Annotated in this window: 14 protein-coding genes; 4 read left to right on the forward strand and 10 right to left on the reverse strand. The window is 62.7% G+C overall.

The genetic code is table 11. From position 1 onward, the window contains the following. Window positions 1-3: 3 nt before the first annotated feature. Both grpE and hrcA read right to left on the reverse strand, forming a co-directional pair. A complete protein-coding gene (gene grpE, locus ACK4MH_RS09525) occupies window positions 4-576 on the reverse strand; it encodes a nucleotide exchange factor GrpE (RefSeq protein ID WP_245159469.1) in 573 nt (190 codons plus the stop codon). Window positions 577-641: 65 nt separating this feature from the next. Then, window positions 642-1,736: a heat-inducible transcriptional repressor HrcA gene (gene hrcA / locus ACK4MH_RS09530; protein WP_409717527.1), complete on the reverse strand. Its 1,095-nt coding sequence runs from the start codon at window positions 1,734-1,736 to the stop codon at window positions 642-644. A 50-nt stretch (window positions 1,737-1,786) separates the two neighbouring features. Here hrcA and rph point away from each other — a divergent pair, with 50 nt between their 5' ends. Then, window positions 1,787-2,512 carry a ribonuclease PH gene (gene rph / locus ACK4MH_RS09535; RefSeq protein ID WP_409717394.1) on the forward strand — a complete coding sequence of 242 codons (726 nt, stop codon included), beginning with the start codon at window positions 1,787-1,789 and terminating at the stop codon, window positions 2,510-2,512. 64 nt (window positions 2,513-2,576) lie between these two features. Beyond that, on the forward strand, window positions 2,577-3,035 hold the full coding sequence (locus ACK4MH_RS09540) for a hypothetical protein (protein WP_409717396.1): 459 nt from the start codon (window positions 2,577-2,579) through the stop codon (window positions 3,033-3,035). A gap of 10 nt (window positions 3,036-3,045) precedes the next feature. Here ACK4MH_RS09540 and glmM read toward each other — a convergent pair whose 3' ends face one another. Continuing rightward, a complete protein-coding gene (gene glmM / locus ACK4MH_RS09545; protein WP_409717398.1) occupies window positions 3,046-4,395 on the reverse strand; it encodes a phosphoglucosamine mutase in 1,350 nt (449 codons plus the stop codon). Window positions 4,396-4,560: 165 nt separating this feature from the next. Between glmM and glmS the strand changes: the two genes are divergently transcribed. Beyond that, window positions 4,561-6,375 carry a glutamine--fructose-6-phosphate transaminase (isomerizing) gene (glmS, locus tag ACK4MH_RS09550; protein WP_409717400.1) on the forward strand — a complete coding sequence of 605 codons (1,815 nt, stop codon included), beginning with the start codon at window positions 4,561-4,563 and terminating at the stop codon, window positions 6,373-6,375. Between the two features lie 3 nt (window positions 6,376-6,378). Here the strand turns inward: glmS and ACK4MH_RS09555 are convergent, their stop codons facing one another. Beyond that, complete coding sequence (locus ACK4MH_RS09555; RefSeq protein WP_409717402.1) at window positions 6,379-7,218, reverse strand: phytanoyl-CoA dioxygenase family protein; 840 nt, start codon at window positions 7,216-7,218, stop codon at window positions 6,379-6,381. Between the two features lie 135 nt (window positions 7,219-7,353). On the opposite strand from ACK4MH_RS09555, the gene ACK4MH_RS09560 reads away from it, so the two are divergent. Next, complete coding sequence (locus tag ACK4MH_RS09560) at window positions 7,354-9,861, forward strand: glycosyltransferase (RefSeq protein ID WP_409717404.1); 2,508 nt, start codon at window positions 7,354-7,356, stop codon at window positions 9,859-9,861. Window positions 9,862-9,884: 23 nt separating this feature from the next. On the opposite strand, the gene ACK4MH_RS09565 is transcribed toward ACK4MH_RS09560, so the two are convergent. The 6 genes from ACK4MH_RS09565 to ACK4MH_RS09590 all read right to left on the reverse strand — a co-directional run bounded on the left by ACK4MH_RS09565 (window position 9,885) and on the right by ACK4MH_RS09590 (window position 16,452). Next, window positions 9,885-10,553 (reverse strand): Crp/Fnr family transcriptional regulator, encoded by a 669-nt coding sequence (locus ACK4MH_RS09565; protein WP_409717406.1) that lies wholly within the window; start codon window positions 10,551-10,553, stop codon window positions 9,885-9,887. Between the two features lie 54 nt (window positions 10,554-10,607). Beyond that, window positions 10,608-11,351 carry a Crp/Fnr family transcriptional regulator gene (locus ACK4MH_RS09570; protein ID WP_409717408.1) on the reverse strand — a complete coding sequence of 248 codons (744 nt, stop codon included), beginning with the start codon at window positions 11,349-11,351 and terminating at the stop codon, window positions 10,608-10,610. Next, window positions 11,348-11,611, reverse strand: a complete 264-nt coding sequence (locus ACK4MH_RS09575; protein ID WP_409717410.1) for a DUF6894 family protein — start codon at window positions 11,609-11,611, stop codon at window positions 11,348-11,350. The genes ACK4MH_RS09570 and ACK4MH_RS09575 overlap by 4 nt, the downstream gene beginning before the upstream one ends. A gap of 70 nt (window positions 11,612-11,681) precedes the next feature. After that, window positions 11,682-13,181, reverse strand: a complete 1,500-nt coding sequence (locus ACK4MH_RS09580) for a phosphomannomutase/phosphoglucomutase (RefSeq protein WP_409717412.1) — start codon at window positions 13,179-13,181, stop codon at window positions 11,682-11,684. 10 nt (window positions 13,182-13,191) lie between these two features. Further along, window positions 13,192-14,277: a glycosyltransferase family 4 protein gene (locus tag ACK4MH_RS09585; RefSeq protein ID WP_312491182.1), complete on the reverse strand. Its 1,086-nt coding sequence runs from the start codon at window positions 14,275-14,277 to the stop codon at window positions 13,192-13,194. 108 nt (window positions 14,278-14,385) lie between these two features. Beyond that, complete coding sequence (locus tag ACK4MH_RS09590; protein WP_409717414.1) at window positions 14,386-16,452, reverse strand: sugar phosphate nucleotidyltransferase; 2,067 nt, start codon at window positions 16,450-16,452, stop codon at window positions 14,386-14,388. Between the last annotated feature and the right edge of the window lie 32 nt (window positions 16,453-16,484).

Consider the following 16,484-nt stretch of genomic DNA (forward strand, 5'->3'; position numbering starts at 1 on the left):
GGATCAGGCCTTGCCGTCGAAGGCCTGACCCTCGGGCGCCTGCGCGGCGCCGTAGGGGTTCTGGGCTTGCGCGCCGGAGCCCTTGGCCGCGACCACGACCATGGCGGGACGGACGGTGCGGCCGAACAGTTCGAAGCCGGACTGCATGGTCTGGAGCACCGATCCGCCGGGCACCGTGTCCGACGGCTGTTCCATCATTGCCTGGTGCAGGTGCGGGTTGAAGGCCTCGCCGGCTTCCGGCGCGACACGCTTCAGGCCGTTGCTGTCGAAGGCTTGCAGCAGGGCCTTCTGGGTCAGTTCCAGCCCGGTCACCAGGCCGGCGGTGGCGCCCTCGGCGTCCTTGGGCGCGGCCATCAGGGCGCGTTCCAGATTGTCGGCCACGCCCAGCAGGTCCTTGGCGAAGCGCTGGATGGCGAACGCGCGGGCGTCATTCTGCTGCGTCTCCGAACGGCGCTTCAGGTTTTCCATCTCGGCGGCGACGCGCAGGGCGCGGTCCTTCCACTCGTCGCGCTCGGCGATGACGGCGTCCAGGGGCGTAAGATCGTCCCCCCGATTTTCAGAAGGATGGGCGTCCAGGCCGTGTTCGGCGTCGGTCTCGGCCGCGTCCAGGGCGTCGAATTCGTCGTTAAGGGGTTTGTCGCTCACTTGTCGTTCCCGTCCAGCATCCGGCCCAGCACCCGGGCGGTATAGTCCACCAACGGAATGACACGGGCGTAGTTCAGTCTTGCAGGGCCTATGACGCCGATGGCGCCCAGAACCCTTTGTCGGCCGCTCATATAGGGCGCCGCGATCACGGCGGAACCCGAAAGTGAAAACAACCGTGTTTCCGCGCCGATGAAAATGCGCACGCCCTGGGCCGCATCGACGCCGTCCAGCAGACCGATCAGCTGTTCCTTCTGCTCCAGGTCGTCGAACAGGACGCGCACCCGCTCCAGATCCGCCAGCCCCTCGCCGTCCTGCAGCAGGTTGGCGCGGCCGCGCACGATCAGGGCGCGCTCGCGGTCAGGGCCCCCTGACCAGGCGGCGAACCCGTCCTCGACCAGGCGGGCCGCGGTCTGGTCCAGTTCGCGCCGGGCGATTTCCAGCTCGTGCGTCATCTCGCGCTTGGCATCGGCGAAGGGGCGACCGCGCAGGCGGGCGTTGAGGAAGTTGGAGGCCTCGACCAGGGTCGAGGGCGTGACGCCCGCCGACAGGGTCATGATCCGGTTCTCGACCGTGCCGTCGTCGGCGACGATGACTGCCAGGGCCTGATCCCCGCCCAAGGCGACGAATTCGACGTGCTTGACCCCGGAATCGCGCACCGGGCTGGACACCACGCCCGCGCCCCCGGCCAGGCCGGACAACAGGTTGGACGCCTCGTCCAAGGCGGATTCGAAGTTGCGCCCGCGCCCCGCCAGCCGTCCGTCGATCTCGCGCCGCTCTTCCTTGGTCAGGTCGCCGACTTCCAAGAGGCCGTCGACGAACAGCCGCAGGCCTGCATGGGTCGGGATACGCCCCGCCGAGGTATGGGGCGCGGCGAGCAGCCCCGCCAGGGTCAGGTCTTGCATGGTGTTGCGGATCGAGGCGGGCGACAGGGCGATGCCCCCCAGCGACAGGGTGCGCGATCCGACCGGCTCGCCCGTCTCCAGATAGCTCTCGACGATGCGGCGGAAGATGTCGCGGGCGCGCGCGTCCAGCCCCGCCAACCCTGCGAGGGATTGGGCGCCATCGAACGGCGGGGTTTTGGGGGCATACAGGCTCACGGTTTCAGGATAAGCACCGCCGCCTCAGCTTCCAAGGACTCATCATGCGCCATTCGAAACGCACCGACGACCAACTGCGTCCCGTGACCATCGAGACCGGCGTCAACCGCTATGCCGAGGGCTCGTGCCTGATCACCTTCGGCCATACGAAGGTTCTCGTGACGGCCTCGGTCGAGGAGAGCATTCCCGGCTGGATGCGCGGCAAGGGCCAGGGCTGGGTCACGGCGGAATACGGCATGCTGCCCCGCGCCACCCACACCCGCGGCCGCCGCGAAGCCGCCGTCGGCAAACAGTCGGGCCGGACGCAGGAGATTCAGCGCCTGATCGGCCGTAGCCTGCGCGCCGTGGTCGATCTGAAGGCCCTGGGCGAGCGTCAGGTCGTGCTGGACTGTGACGTGATCCAGGCCGACGGCGGCACCCGCACGGCCTCGATCACCGGCGCCTGGGTCGCCATGGCCTCGGCCCTGAACTATCTGCGCGACGAGGGCGTGCTGAAGTCCGACCCGATCCTGGACCAGGTGGCGGCCGTGTCGTGCGGCATCTGCAACGGCGTGCCCGTTCTGGACCTGGATTACGAAGAGGACTCCGAGGCCGAGGCGGACTCCAACTTCGTCCTCACCGGCGCGGGCCAGATCGTCGAGGTCCAGGCCACCGGCGAGAAGCGCGGCTTCTCGCGCGCCGAGTTCGACCGGCTGTTCTCGCTGGCCGAGACCGGCTGCACCGAACTGTTCGCCTTGCAGAAGGCAGCGCTGGCGGCCGTGAAGCGATAGGGGGTTTCGCCCTCGGTCGCAGGCAGGCATCCTCACCGGGTTGGTCCTGACCGGAGACAAGTCGATGCGTCGATCCCAATGGCTTTCGCTTGCCGCCTGCGCCGTGCTGATGGCCGGATGTCAGCCCTCCGGCCCCGGAGCGCCCGCGTCCAGTGATTCGGCGTCGAACCCCGAGGTGATCGATGCGGTTCCTCTACAGTCGGAAACCGCGCCGGTCGCTCCGCCCGCCAAGGCGGATCCTCCGGCCAAGGAACCGGCAAAGCCCGCCGAGGAGCCTCAGGCCAGCATCCTCGAGGGGCCGGACATGGCGCCTCAGCCGGTTCCGGTCAGCGAAGTTTCCTGTCGTGAAGCCATCGGGGTCGCCGCCTCGGCCCGTCTGGTCGAGCGCTGCATCCAGGTCAGCCCGGCGACCCGCCCGCCCTGCAACGCCGCCAGCCCTTGCGACCTGATCCAGGGCGAGATCGACCGGTCGTGCAAGCTGTGGGAACGCGACGGCGATCCGCCGGCGGCGTGCAAGCCCTGAAGACCGACCCTCAGCCGGCGGCGCGCACCGCGCCGGCGACATCGGCCACCACCCGCTTCACCAGCGCCTCGTCGTCACCCTCGGCCATGACGCGGATCAGTTTCTCCGTACCCGACGGCCGCACCAGCAGGCGTCCCTGACCGTTCAGCGCCGTCTCGGCGTCGGCGATGGCGGCCTTGACCGCAGCGGTTTCCAGCGGCTTTTCGGCGGTGAAGCGGACGTTCTCAAGCTTTTGCGGCACCGGATCGAACTGGCGGGCCAGTTCGCTCATCGGCTTGCCGGATTCGACCAACACCGCCAGCACCTGCAGCGCCGCCATAAGGCCGTCGCCGGTGGTGGCGTGGTCGTGCAGGATGATGTGGCCCGACTGTTCGCCGCCGATGTTGAAGCCGCCCTCGCGCATCCGCTCCATGACATAGCGGTCGCCGACCTTGGTCCGCTCCAGCGTCAGGCCTTCGGACTTCAGTTTGCGCTCCAGCCCCAGGTTGGACATGACGGTCGCCACCACCCCGCCGCCGGTCAGGAGGCCGCGTCTGGCCCAGTCTAGTCCCACCAGGGCCATGATCTGGTCCCCGTCTACGACCTGGCCCTTCTCGTCGCAGATGATCAGCCTGTCGGCGTCCCCGTCGAGGGCGATGCCGATGTCGGCACGGTAGCGTTTGACCGCATCGACCAGGGTCGCCGGATGGGTCGAGCCGCACTCGGCGTTGATATTGGTCCCGTTCGGGGTCACGCCGACGGGGAAGACCTCGGCGCCCAGTTCGAACAGGGTGGTGGGCGCGACCTTGTAGCCGGCGCCGTTGGCGCAATCGACGGCGATGCGCAGGCCCTGCAGCGTCAGCCGCTTGGGGAAGGCCTGTTTGGCGATCTCGATATAGCGGGCCTGGGCGTCGTCGATCCGCTTGACCCGACCCAGCTTGTTCGATGGCGCCAGGCCCTGGTCCAGGCCCTGGTCCATCATGGCCTCGATCTTCAGCTCGATCTCGTCCGACAGCTTGTAGCCGTCCGGCCCGAACAGCTTGATCCCGTTGTCGGCATAGTCGTTGTGCGAGGCCGAGATCATCACGCCCAGGTCGGCCCGCATCGACCGGGTCAGCATGGCCACTCCTGGCGTGGGGACGGGGCCGAAGGTGCGCACGTCCATGCCGACAGAGGCGAAGCCTGCGACCAGGGCTGGCTCGATCGTATAGCCCGACAGACGGGTGTCCTTGCCGATCACCACCAGATGGCGGCGGTCGTCGCCGGTGCGGAACAGTTTCCCGGCGGCCAGACCCACGCGCAGCGCGACCTCGGCCGTCATCGGATAGGTGTTGGCGCGCCCACGAATGCCGTCGGTGCCAAAGTATTTTCTGTCGCCCAAGGCCTAGTCCTTTGTTTCGGGTAACGTTCCGAAACCCCTTTTTTGATGCGGCCCGCCTTAAGATTGCATAGACGGCCCGGTGGGGCTTGGTGTGTGGCTTAGCCCCGGATAGCCGCCAGTGCAAAGCGGCTTGTATATGCATCACGTTTTTGCGGAGTCTCTGGCATGTGCGGTATCATCGGCATCACCGGCAACGGACCTGTCGTTCCCCGGCTGATCGACAGCCTGAAACGGCTGGAGTATCGCGGCTATGATTCGGCCGGCGTCGCCGCCGTTGTCGATGGCGCAGTGGAGCGTCGCCGCGCCCAGGGCAAGATCCGCAATCTGGAAGCCGTCCTGGCCGAACAGCCGATGACGGCGACGGTCGGCATCGGCCATACCCGTTGGGCCACGCACGGCGCGCCCACGACTGCCAACGCCCACCCGCACAAGGCCGGGCGCGTCACCCTGGTCCACAACGGCATTATCGAGAACTTCGCCGAGTTGAAGGCGGAACTGGCCGCCGAGGGCCATGTCTTCGAAAGCCAGACCGACACCGAGGTCATCGCCCACCTGCTGGACGCCGAACTGAACACGGGCCGCAGCCCCCTGGAGGCGTTCAAGATCACCCTGGACCGCCTGACCGGCGCCTACGCTCTGGCGGTGCTGATCGACGGCCAGGACGACTTGATCCTGGGCGCGCGACGGGGCAGCCCGCTGGTGGTCGGCTGGGGCGAGGACGAGATGTATCTGGGTTCGGACGCGCTCGCTGTCGGACCCTTCACCCAGAAGATTTCCTACCTGGAAGAGGGCGATTACGTCGCCGTGACCAAGGCCGGCGCTCAGATGTTCGACGTGAACGGCAAGCCGGTCGATCGCGCCGTAGTTCAGGTCTCGGCCTCCTCGGCCATGGTCGAGAAGGGCGAATATCGCCACTTCATGGAAAAGGAGATCCATGAACAGCCCGACAGCGTCCAGCATACCCTGTCGGAATATCTCGATCTGGTGACCGGCAAGGCGAAGACGAACACCGTCGATTTCGCCGCCATCGACCGCATCCAGATCGTCGCCTGCGGCACGGCCTTCTACGCCGGTCAGATCGGCCGCTACGCCTTCGAGAAGCTGGCGGGCCTGCCCTGCGACGTCGAGATTGCGTCCGAGTTCCGCTATCGCTCGCCTGCGGTGTCGCCAAAGACCCTGGCGGTCGCCGTCAGCCAGTCGGGCGAGACCGCCGACACCCTGGCCAGCCTGACCTGGTGCAAGGCGCAAGGGTTGAACACCGCCGCTGTCGTCAACGTCCACTCCTCGTCCATGGCGCGCGAAGCGGCCGTGCTGTGGCCCACCCATGCCGGCCCTGAAATCGGCGTCGCCTCGACCAAGGCCTTCACCGCCCAAGTCGCGGCCCTCCTAGCCTTGGCCGTCGTAGCGGGCGTGGCGCGCGGCCGGATCGATACGGTCCAGGAGGCTGAACTGGTCAAGGCCCTGTTCGAAAGCCCACGCCTGATCGCCGAGGCCCTGACGATGGGCGACAGTATCCGCGCCGTCGTTCAGGACTTGGCCAAGGCCGACGACGTCCTGTTCCTAGGCCGGGGCGCCATGTTCCCGCTGGCTATGGAAGGGGCGCTGAAGCTGAAGGAGATCAGCTATATCCACGCCGAGGGCTATGCCGCCGGCGAGTTGAAGCACGGACCCATCGCCCTGATCGACGAAGAGACGCCGACCATCGCCCTGGCGCCCCTGGACGAGGTGTTCGAAAAGACGGCATCCAACCTGCAGGAAGTCGCCGCGCGCGGCGGGCCGATCATCATGATCGCACCGGAAAAGGCGCCAGATCCACATGGTGCGGGCATCCGCCGTATCCATGCCCCGGATTGCCACCCGCTGATCGCGCCCCTGGTCTATGCGGTGCCGGTGCAACTGCTGGCCTATTACACCGCCGTCCAGAAGGGCACCGACGTCGATCAGCCTAGGAACCTTGCCAAGTCCGTCACGGTTGAGTGAGGCTTACGCTGCTACGGGTTCAAGTTCGCCGCGAAGTGTGTGTGCTAAATAGGCTCTACCGTCTGTATCGCGGCGAACCGATTGGGAGTCGATGTCTTCCGCACGCCAGTAGTGGACGACTAAACTGTTGCGCGTCTTGCTGAAATCTTGAATGGCGGAGCCGCCATGGATCAGCTGGCCATGCCAGATGAATACGTCACCTGGCTCGCCGGCAAATCGAACGGGCTCAAGTTCTCGCTTTGCGATTTCATCATCGAGATAGTTCCGGCATGCCGCAAACTCTGCGTCAATCATGTTCAGCCGGCCGTCGGAGAAGCGATAGGGAGGAATCTTGTGGCTTCCGGGATAGAAGAAAATCGGGCCATTGGTTTCATCGACCGCGTCTAGCGAAATGCTTGCAGCAACCATGCCGTCGTCCGAGGGCGGCGCCATATACCAGCTGTCAATATGCGCATCTTGCTGGCTTCCCCGTTCGAAATTGAGCGAGTTGCAAATCAGCGGTTCTGACGACAGCAAGCGTTTCATGACCCTCTTTAGATAGGGCGATAGGGCAACGGATCGAATGGCATCGTCGTACAGGAACAAATTGTTCAGCTTGTAGACTTCGCGTCTGACCTCCGGCGGAGTTTCGCTCATGGTAAACCACTGCCCGGCATGCTCTCCCGTGATAACATCCACATGATGGGGATTAGCCAAAGGATTGGCCCAGTGCCAGTCCACCGCAGCTCGAATGCGCGCGAGTTCTCTAGAGCTTACAGCCTTTTTAAGGTGCAGATATCCATCCGCTTCCCATTGACGTGTTTGCGCGGGAGAGAGGGCCGTGAGTTGACGCAGATGGAACATCGGAAACCTTTTGAACGCGACGGCAAGGTATCGGCCATGCGTTACAGCTTCAAGCCCTGCGCAATCTTCCACGCAGTGTTGTGTCCGTCGTGGAGCGGACTACAAGGCGCGCGACAGGGCTGGTAGTGAGCGGAAATGCATATCCAGAAAATAGTGGAAGCTTGGTCGACGAAAGCCCGCCAGAGGCTCCGGCGTTCGAATGGGTCAATTTTCAGGGATGAAGGTAAGGCTGCAGCGGCCCAGCGTAAGTGGCCAGAGGCGATAGCGGCCTACCGCCGTCATCTCAAACTCCGACCACGCGATGGCCAGACTTGGTTGCGACTTGCGAATGCGCTGAAGGATTCAGGCCAGTCAGAAGATGCAGAGGCTGCTTATGCAAAAGCCTCCAGCCTTATGCCGTCGTCCGCCGATGCATGGCTGAATCGCGGGCATCTCGCCAAGCTCGACGGCCGTGTCGATGACGCGCTCGACCATTATATGCGAAGCTTCAAGTTGGACGGTGGGTCTGCCGCTGGACGAGAAATCCATGCGCTTGGCTACGGCGCTCGATCGTCGACAATGACTAGCGCGATAATCGGCGCTGTCGATGGAATGGTTGGACGAACGATCTCTGGTTGGGCTGTCGATCCTGACAATCCGGCCATTCCAGCGCGGATCGAATTCTTGCAAGAGAACGAACGCATCGGCGAAGCTGTCGCTAACTTGGCTAGGGCCGACGTTCTCTCTGCGGGATTTGGTACCTCAATTGCCGGCTTTCGTGCGAACCTGGGATCCGCGTACCGGCCAGAACGCGGCGAGATAACTATTCGTTTGTCGTCAAGCCGCAAACCATTGGTGAACTCTCCCTATCAGCCGGAAGACGAAGACAGCATTGGGCGTTGGCTGGTGCGTTGGGAAGGTTTTAAGCCAGATCAGCTCGATGAGATCAGTTCCACTTATGATTCTGAAACTGAAGGGTTGACGCTGTCGATCTTGATGCCCGTCTACGACCCTCCAATCTCGTGGCTGGAAGAGGCAATTGACAGTGTCCGCGCCCAACTGTGCAGTCGGTGGGAACTGATTTGTATCGATGACTTCTCTACAAAGCCGGAAATCATCGATCTTCTTGATCGTTATGCTGCAGAAGATAAAAGAATAAAAGTACGTCGCATGGAGTTAAACGGCGGAATTGCTTTGGCAACCAATGCGGGGTTGGAAATGGCCTCGGGCGAGTATGTCGCTTTTATGGACCACGACGACGTGCTTGAGCCGGAGGCTGTATATCGGATGTTGGATGCCGCCGTTAGTGGAGCGGATCTTATCTACAGCGATGAAATAATCGTAGGGTCTGATTTGGATGATATTGTAGAAATCGTCGCGCGACCCGCGTTTTCATACGATTACTATATTTCTCACCCATATTTTGTTCATTTTGTTGCGACTCGTACCGATATCGCCAAGGAAATTGGCGGACTTGATGTATCTATGAGTATTTCTATGGATGTTGATTTTGTTATTCGTATAATAGAGCGCTCGTCAAAAATTGTTCATGTTCCCGTACCGCTTTATAGGTGGAGAACGCACAATAAAAGTGCAGGACATAAAAAAATGAATGCAGTAATGGGAGCGACTAAAAATTCCATTCAACGCCATCATGATCGCATGATGAATTTCGCCTCTGTTTTAAACGGGAAAACGTTCAATACATTTAGAACAGATTATGAAGATAATTCTGGACGTGTTCTCGTGGTTATCCCTACAAAAGACCGTCTAGATCTTATAAAGCCATGTGTTGAATCCATCCTGCGCACGACGGGAGACGAAGTGGATTTGATGATCGTAGATCATGATTCTAGTGACGAGAATGTCCTTGCCTATTTTTCGACCTTGCCGAATCGGGTGCGGGTTACACCATTTAGTGGTGCTTTCAATTTCTCTAAAATGAACAACGACGCCGTAAAAGCCTACGGCACTGATTATGAGTTTGTCTTGTTCGTGAACAACGACGTCGAGGCAATCGAAGCGGGCTGGTTAGAGCACATGCGTGGTCTCTGCCAGCGTGCCGATGTTGGCGTTGTAGGGGCTCTGCTGTTGTACGGTGATGATCACATTCAGCATGGAGGAGTTGTGTTGGGTGTCGGCGGTCCAGCGGAGCATGTCCATAAGGCCGAGCCCTATGACTTGGGTAAACATTTGAATCCCGGATACATAAGCAGCCTAGTGTCGGTAAGGGACTATATGGCAGTCACTGGCGCATGCATGATGATGCGGACTGAATTGTTTAATGAGATTAGGGGATTTGATGAGCTCTTGGCTGTAGGATTCAACGACATAGACTTGTGCCTGAGGGTTCGTGAGGCAGGATACAAGGTGCTATTCGACGGTCACTCGGTACTGCACCACTATGAATCTGCAACGCGTTCCTTATCTAAGCAGCTAGCTCATCCTGAAGACACCGCGCTGATGCGATCACGATGGGCGCATTTATTGGCTTATCCAGACCCATACTTTAGCCCCTTGTTTAGCACGAGGGCTCCGGCAAGCCATTCGGTCGTTGAGCCGATAGATATATATGCTCCCGTCAGGGTTTGGACGAAGCGGAGTCCCGTAAAGTCCTCACAAGTCCTTCCCAGACGGATAGGAACTCCACAGCCCGTTATATGAGCTTGGACGTCGGCTAGTGTTGATCAGCCCCGCAACCTGGCCAAGTCCGTCACGGTGGAGTGAGGCGCGGCCGCCGTTTCGCGCAGAGCCTCCACGTTGGCGATCTGGATCGCGCCGCGGCGCAGGCGCAGCGCGCCGGCCGCGCACAGTTCGGTGCAGGCGCTCGAGACGCTGGCGCGCCGCACCGCCATCAGGTCCGCCAGGTCGCTCTGGCGCAGAGACACCGTATCGCCGCCGCCCTGGTCGTGGACGTCAAGGACCAAGGCGGCCAAGCGTTGGGTCACCTTGAGGTCGGCGTGACGTCCCAGTTCGGCCTGAAGGGCGGCGTTGCGTTGACGAAGGTCGGTCAGGGTCGCCTCAACCAGGGTGTCGCGATCAATGCGTTGGACCAGCCGTCGCGCCGGCACCGTCAGGAACCGTCCCGCCGTCAGCCACAGGGCCACTTCCTTTTCGCCTCGCCCCAGCACCGCGTCGAAGTTGATCAGATCGTCGCTTGAGGCCAGGCCGCGCGACAAAGCTTCATTGGGTCCGATGCGTGCGGCGACGCCTTCCAGAATGAAGGTCACCAGCGGTTCGCCGTCGCGCGTCAGGGCGGTGCGTTCGCCGGGAGCGGCGTTGAAGGCGTCGCCTTCGTCCAAGCCCTGAACGGCCAGCAGGGACAGCAGGGATCGCGCGAGGTTCGAAATGGACATGGATCGCATAGACCGCCAAACGGCGTTCTGCGCGATAACATGCGTTAAGGGGGGTCAGACGGGGTCGCTCTGAAGCCTCAGATAGGTCGGGTCGAATTCGGCGATCTCGGCCAGGCGGCGCCAGTCCAGGATATCGATCCGACCGCCCGACCAGTGGATCACGCCCTCGCCGCGCAGTTCCGAGATCAGGCGGCTGACATGGACCGTCGACAGGCCCAGCGCATCGCCAAGGGTGGCCTGTGTCAGCGGCAGGTCGAAGGTCATTTCGCCGGCCTGGCCGACGGCCTGAAGACGCAGATAAAGCTCGCACACCAGATGGGCGATATGACCGAGGCCGCTGCGCCGACCCATGGCGACCAGCCATTGGCGATGGATGGCGGCGTCGATGATGGTGTCCAGCCACAGCAGGCGCGTCAGGTGCGGATGGCGCTCCGTGATGTCGATCAGGCCGCTGTGGGGCGCCTCGGCGATGACGCATTCGGTCAGGGCGACGACTCCGTGATCCATCTGCTTCATCAACAGGCTGTGCAGGTCGATGAAGTCGCCAGCGACATTGATCTCGGTGATCTGGCGGGCGCCATCTTCCAGCGTCGAATAGCGGGCGGAAAAGCCGGAGATCAGAAGCGTGCTGTGCAGCGGTCGGCTATGTTCGCGCACGATGTCCGAACCGGCCGCGACCGTCTTGGGCGGTTCCAGCGCCTTCTGCAGGGCCTCGATCTCTTCGGGAGAGATGCGGTCACGCAGGGACAGTTTCTCGACCAGGGTCGTGATCTTGGGCGTGGCTTGAAGTCTGCTCATTTGGCGCTGTCCATCAGGCTCCAGCCGTCAGGCGCATCGTCGGAAGCGGCTGCGGTGACGCTGACGACCGTCTGGCCGTCCGCATCCGTGACGATGACGCTGAAGGCTCGGGTCGTCCAGAAGGAGGCCCCACGATAACGCAGGATTTCGCCCAGAACGGCGACGGCTTCCTCTCTGGCGGCATCGACGCTCTTCAGCACCTCGCCCTGGTCGTCGCGGATGCAATCGCCGTTCTGGGTATGGAAAAAGTAGCGCGGCAATCTTTCCTCCTGGCAGCAGCCGAGGGAGGAAGCGGTCACGGGGCCGATTGGTTCAGCCCTCTGTGATCTTTCAGATTTCCTGGTTGAAGGCGCCGATTTCCGGATAGGCGGCCAGGCGGGGTTTGATCTCTTTGCGGAAGAGATCGCGCATGTCGTCTTCCGACCGCATGCTCTCGACCACCACCACCAGTTCCGGCTTGTTCGACGAGGCACGGACCAGCACCCAGGACCCGTCGTCCAGATGCACCCGCACGCCGTTGACGGTGATGGCCTCAAGGATCTTGCGGCCCAGGATTTCCCCGCCGGCTTCTGCCAGGTCGGAATATTCCTTCACGATTCGCTCCAGCACCCCGTACTTCAGCTCATCGTCGCAATGGGGCGACATGGTCAGGCTGGTCCAGGCGTCGGGCAGGGCGGCTTTCAGCTCGCTCAGTTTCTTGCCCGGATTGCGATCCAACATGGCCAGGACCGCGCCGGCCGCGACCAGGCCGTCGTCATAGCCGTGGCCCAGGTCACCGGCCATGACGAAGTGGCCCGACTTCTCGAACCCGGCCAGGGCGCCCAGTTCGGCTGTCTTGCGCTTGATGTAGGAGTGGCCCGTCTTCCAGTAGACCACCTCGGCGCCATTGGCCTTGAGGATCTCGTCGGTCTTGTAGAGGCCGGTCGACTTCACATCGACGACGAAGGTGCTGTCCGGATAGACCTTGGACAGGTCGCGGGCCAGCATCAGACCGATCTTGTCGGCGAAGATCTCTTCGCCGGTGTCGTCCACCACGCCGCAGCGGTCGCCGTCGCCGTCAAAGCCCAGGGCCAGATCGGCGCCCGTCTCGCGCACCCGCTGGGCCATCTGCACCAGCATGGCGTGATCTTCCGGGTTCGGATTGTATTTGGGGAAGGTGTAGTCGAGGGCGGTGTCCATCTCGATCACATCGACGCCCATCCGGCGCAAGGCGTCGGGCGCGAAGGCGCCGGCCGTCCCGTTGCCGCAGGCGCAGACCACCTTCAGCGGCCGCTTGATCTGAACCTTGGAGGCGACGTCGGCGACATAGGTTTCGCGGAAGTCCTCGACTCGAACCAGCTTCCCGCCCGGGCGGGCGACGCCTTGGCCGTTCAGCACGATCTCTTTCAGTCGGCTCATCTCCTCGGGGCCGAAGGTCAGGGGCTTGTTTGCGCCCATCTTCACACCGGTCCAGCCGTTCTCGTTGTGGCTGGCGGTGACCATCGCGACGCAGGGCGCGTCCAGTTCGAACTGACCGAAATAGGCCATGGGCGACAGGGCCAGACCGACATCCAGAACCTCCATCCCGCCTTCCAGCAGTCCCAGGATCAAGGCTTGTTTGACGCTCAGGCTGTAGCTGCGGAAGTCATGGCCTGTGACGATCCTGGGCGCGACGCCGATTTCGTGGATGTAGCTCGCCAGGCCCAGGCCCAGGGCCTGGATGCCGAGGAGATTGATCTCCTTTTCCAGAATCCAGCGCGCGTCGTATTCGCGGAAACCAGTGGGCTTAACAAAGGCCAAGTTTTCGTAGTTCGCCGTGTTCGGCGTGAGGTCCTGCCGTGGCTTGAGCATTTTGTGGGGCTCAGGCTGCAGCGCGCTTGCGGATGCGGGCGATGCGGCGCAGGCGGCGCCAGAAACGGCCGCGCTCCGGCTCGGGATAGGGCTGCAGGTTCTCGACGAACTGATCGGCTGAGGCGCGCCAGCTGAACTTCTCCGCATAGGCGCGCACGACCTTGCGGTCGAGTTCTAGGCATTTCAGGCAGGCGGTCCTGAGGTCCTTGTCGATCGCGCCTGCGTTCGAGCCTGGAATGATGTCGATCGGGCCGTGGGCCGGATAGGCGGCGACCGGCGTGCCGGCGGCCATGGCTTCCAGGATCACCAGGCCGAAGGTGTCGGTCCAGCTGGGGAAGACAAAGACATCGGCGTCGCGGAAGCATCGAGCCAGTTCGTCGCCGAACCGGGCGCCCAGGAACTTGGCCTCGGGATATTTCTCCTGAAGCTCCGCACGGGCGGGTCCGTCGCCGACTACGATCTTGGTGCCGGGCAGGTCGAGCTGAAGGAAAGACTCGATGTTCTTTTCGACCGCTACGCGACCGACGTTCAGGAAGAAGGGGCGCGGCCAGTCCTTGCCCCCAAGCTCGTCGTAGATGCGTTCCAGGTCGGGGTTGAACACGTCGGTATCCACGCCGCGCGACCAGGGGGAAACGTTCTTGAACCCATGCTCGACCAGTTCGTCGCGCAGGGTCGGGGTCGCCACCATCAGCCGGCCCGACGGCTTGTGGAACCACTTCATATAGGCGTAGCCGACCTGGACCGGGATCGGGAACCTGGCCGAGACATATTCGGGGAATTTGGTGTGGTAGCTGGTCGTGAAAGGCAGTTTCCATTCTACGCAGATGCGACGCGTGGCGATGCCGATCGGACCCTCGGTGGCGATATGCACGGCCTCCGGCTCGAAGGCGCGCAGCATCTCGCGGATCTCTTCTTCAGCCCCCAGCGCCAGCCGGATTTCCGGGTATGTGGGGCAGGGAATGGTCTTGAACAGGCTGGGCTCGATGACCTCGACCTCATGGCCCATGCCGCGGCATTCCGCGACCGTGCGGGTCAGGGTGCGGACGACGCCATTGACCTGCGGCTCCCAGGCGTCGGTGGCCAGAACGATGCGCATTGAGGCGGGCGGACCCTGAGCCGTTAAGTAAGGGCGGAACTTCTAGACGGTTCGAATGACGAAGGCGAGACAGCGATTTCCATCGTCGCAGTGTGGCTGTCGTTCGACTCAGGACAGTTGAAGGGCATTGTCCCCATCGTGAGCCAAGGCCCCCAGCGTTTCTCGAAGCTGGATATGAGCCATCATGATCGAGCGGAGCGATAAGGCCGGTGATGGTTCGTCTATAAAGTCGCCGCTTTCGAGCATGGCGTCGCGCCACAGGCCCTGAGGCGTAAGGAAAAGCCATACGGCGCGCAGCGCACAGCCTGCCTGTTCCAGCGAGGCCGCGCAGGGGGCGTCGTCAGCCATAGACGCAAGGATCAGCGACGCCTTGAGCCATTGCGTCTGTGACCAAAGCCGGGCGCGCCCCCTTTGGATGAGGCCTTGGTCGCTCACGGCCTCCACGGCGACTCCGCGTTTCAAGTCGATGCCTTGAAGCCCAGCCTTGAAGAACTTGCGGGCGTTCACGAGGGCGGCGGTGTCGGATGTCAATCGGCTGTAGCGGGCCAGCAGCCAGGTCCGATGGAACAGGTCGCCAGGCGACGCCGGATGATCACTGTCCGATCCGTCTTGCATCAGGCTGACGATCTGGTCTGCAGCCCGGCGCCAGCCTGGATCGGCGCTTATGCCTGCCCAAGCAAGCGCGCCTTCCAGCAGGATGAGAGACTTCGCTTGTTCGGGTGGTTCGTTCTCGTCGCGTAAAAGACGGTCGCGAAAGAGTATGGCGTCGCGCTCCACCGAGGGGGCGCCTGTCACTGCGAAAATAGCCGCCAAGGCGACAGGCAAGCCGCTATGATCGCCTTGTTCGGGGTGATCGCTGTCCAATGGCAAGTGGGGCAGACCTTTTTCGATCACCGCCCGCCATGGTCCAGACCAGTCCTGGCGACCGGCTTCGGCGTAGGCTTCCAGCTGCGCCGCCTGAACTTGAAGCTGAGGCGATGTCGCAATGCGACGCCCGCTCATGCTCAGCAGCGTTTCGAACACCCCGGACGTCCCCTGTCCCAATGTGCACCAAACCGGAAGCGCAGACTGACGCAACCATGTCGCCAGCCGCTCAGCGCCGCTTTTCAGCGACTCCGGGGCGGGCGTCGGAAAATCGAGATGCGTCGGTGACAGTTTCCCGAGCCGCTCCACGACTTTCCTGACGTCTTGGCTGCGCCTCAGGTCTGTGACCAGCACGGCATCGCGTTCCACGATGATGCCCACGTCTCGCAGGCCGATAACTGCGACCATGACGCCGTCGGATGACCGCACCAGACAACCCTCGGAGTCTTCCAGAAGATGCAGCCCGACGCTGCCTTCGCCGGAGGCCTGTACGGCGTCCCAGGCCCCGAGGTCGGACCAGGAAAACCGCACGGGAAGGACCGACGCTCGGCTTGTCTTTTCCATCACCGCATAGTCGATCGAAATCTTCGGTGCGTTGGAGAACTGCGCCCCAAGCAACCGGTATCGCCCATTGAATTCCGCATGCTCAAGGGCGTCCCTAGCGGCTGTCATGACGGCGGGCGCCTGTTGGGACAGTTCCTCGATCAGCACATCTGCGCGCACGATGAAGTTGCCGCTGTTCCACAGATAGCCGTTTTGAATGTGCCGTTCCGCCGTAACCGCATCTGGCTTTTCGACAAAGGCCGCTACATCCGATAGGCCGGGGCCAGACGGTTCGATGTAGCCATAGGCCGAGGACGGTTCTGTCGGCACGACCCCCAAGGTGACGATGCGACCCTTGTCTGCAGCTGCGGCGGCTTCCTGCACTGCTGCGTGAAATGCGCCATGGTCGGGAATGTGGTGGTCGGAGGCGACGAAGAGATTGACGGCTTGCGGATGCTGTCGGGCGGTCCACAGGGCTGCGACAGCCATTGCCGCAGCGGAGTCGCGGCCCTCGGGCTCCAGGAAGATGGTGGCCGTAGCGCCGACCTCGTCCAGTTGGGCCAGAATCTCCAGGCGATGCTGCGCTCCTCCCACGACGATCAGTTCGCCACCCTGCTCCATCAGCGGAAGGGCGCGCTCCACGGCGTCTTGGAACAGGGACCGATTGCCGGCCAACGGAATGAACTGCTTGGGGCGTGAGGGGCGAGAAGCGGGCCAGAGGCGCGTGCCCGCTCCGCCGCACATGATAACCGGATAAATCATCGCCATGGTCAAAGCTGCTCCGATTGGATCGTGCAAGT

It is taken from the genome of Brevundimonas sp., from assembly GCF_046295075.1.
Classification (GTDB): Bacteria; Pseudomonadota; Alphaproteobacteria; order Caulobacterales; family Caulobacteraceae; genus Brevundimonas.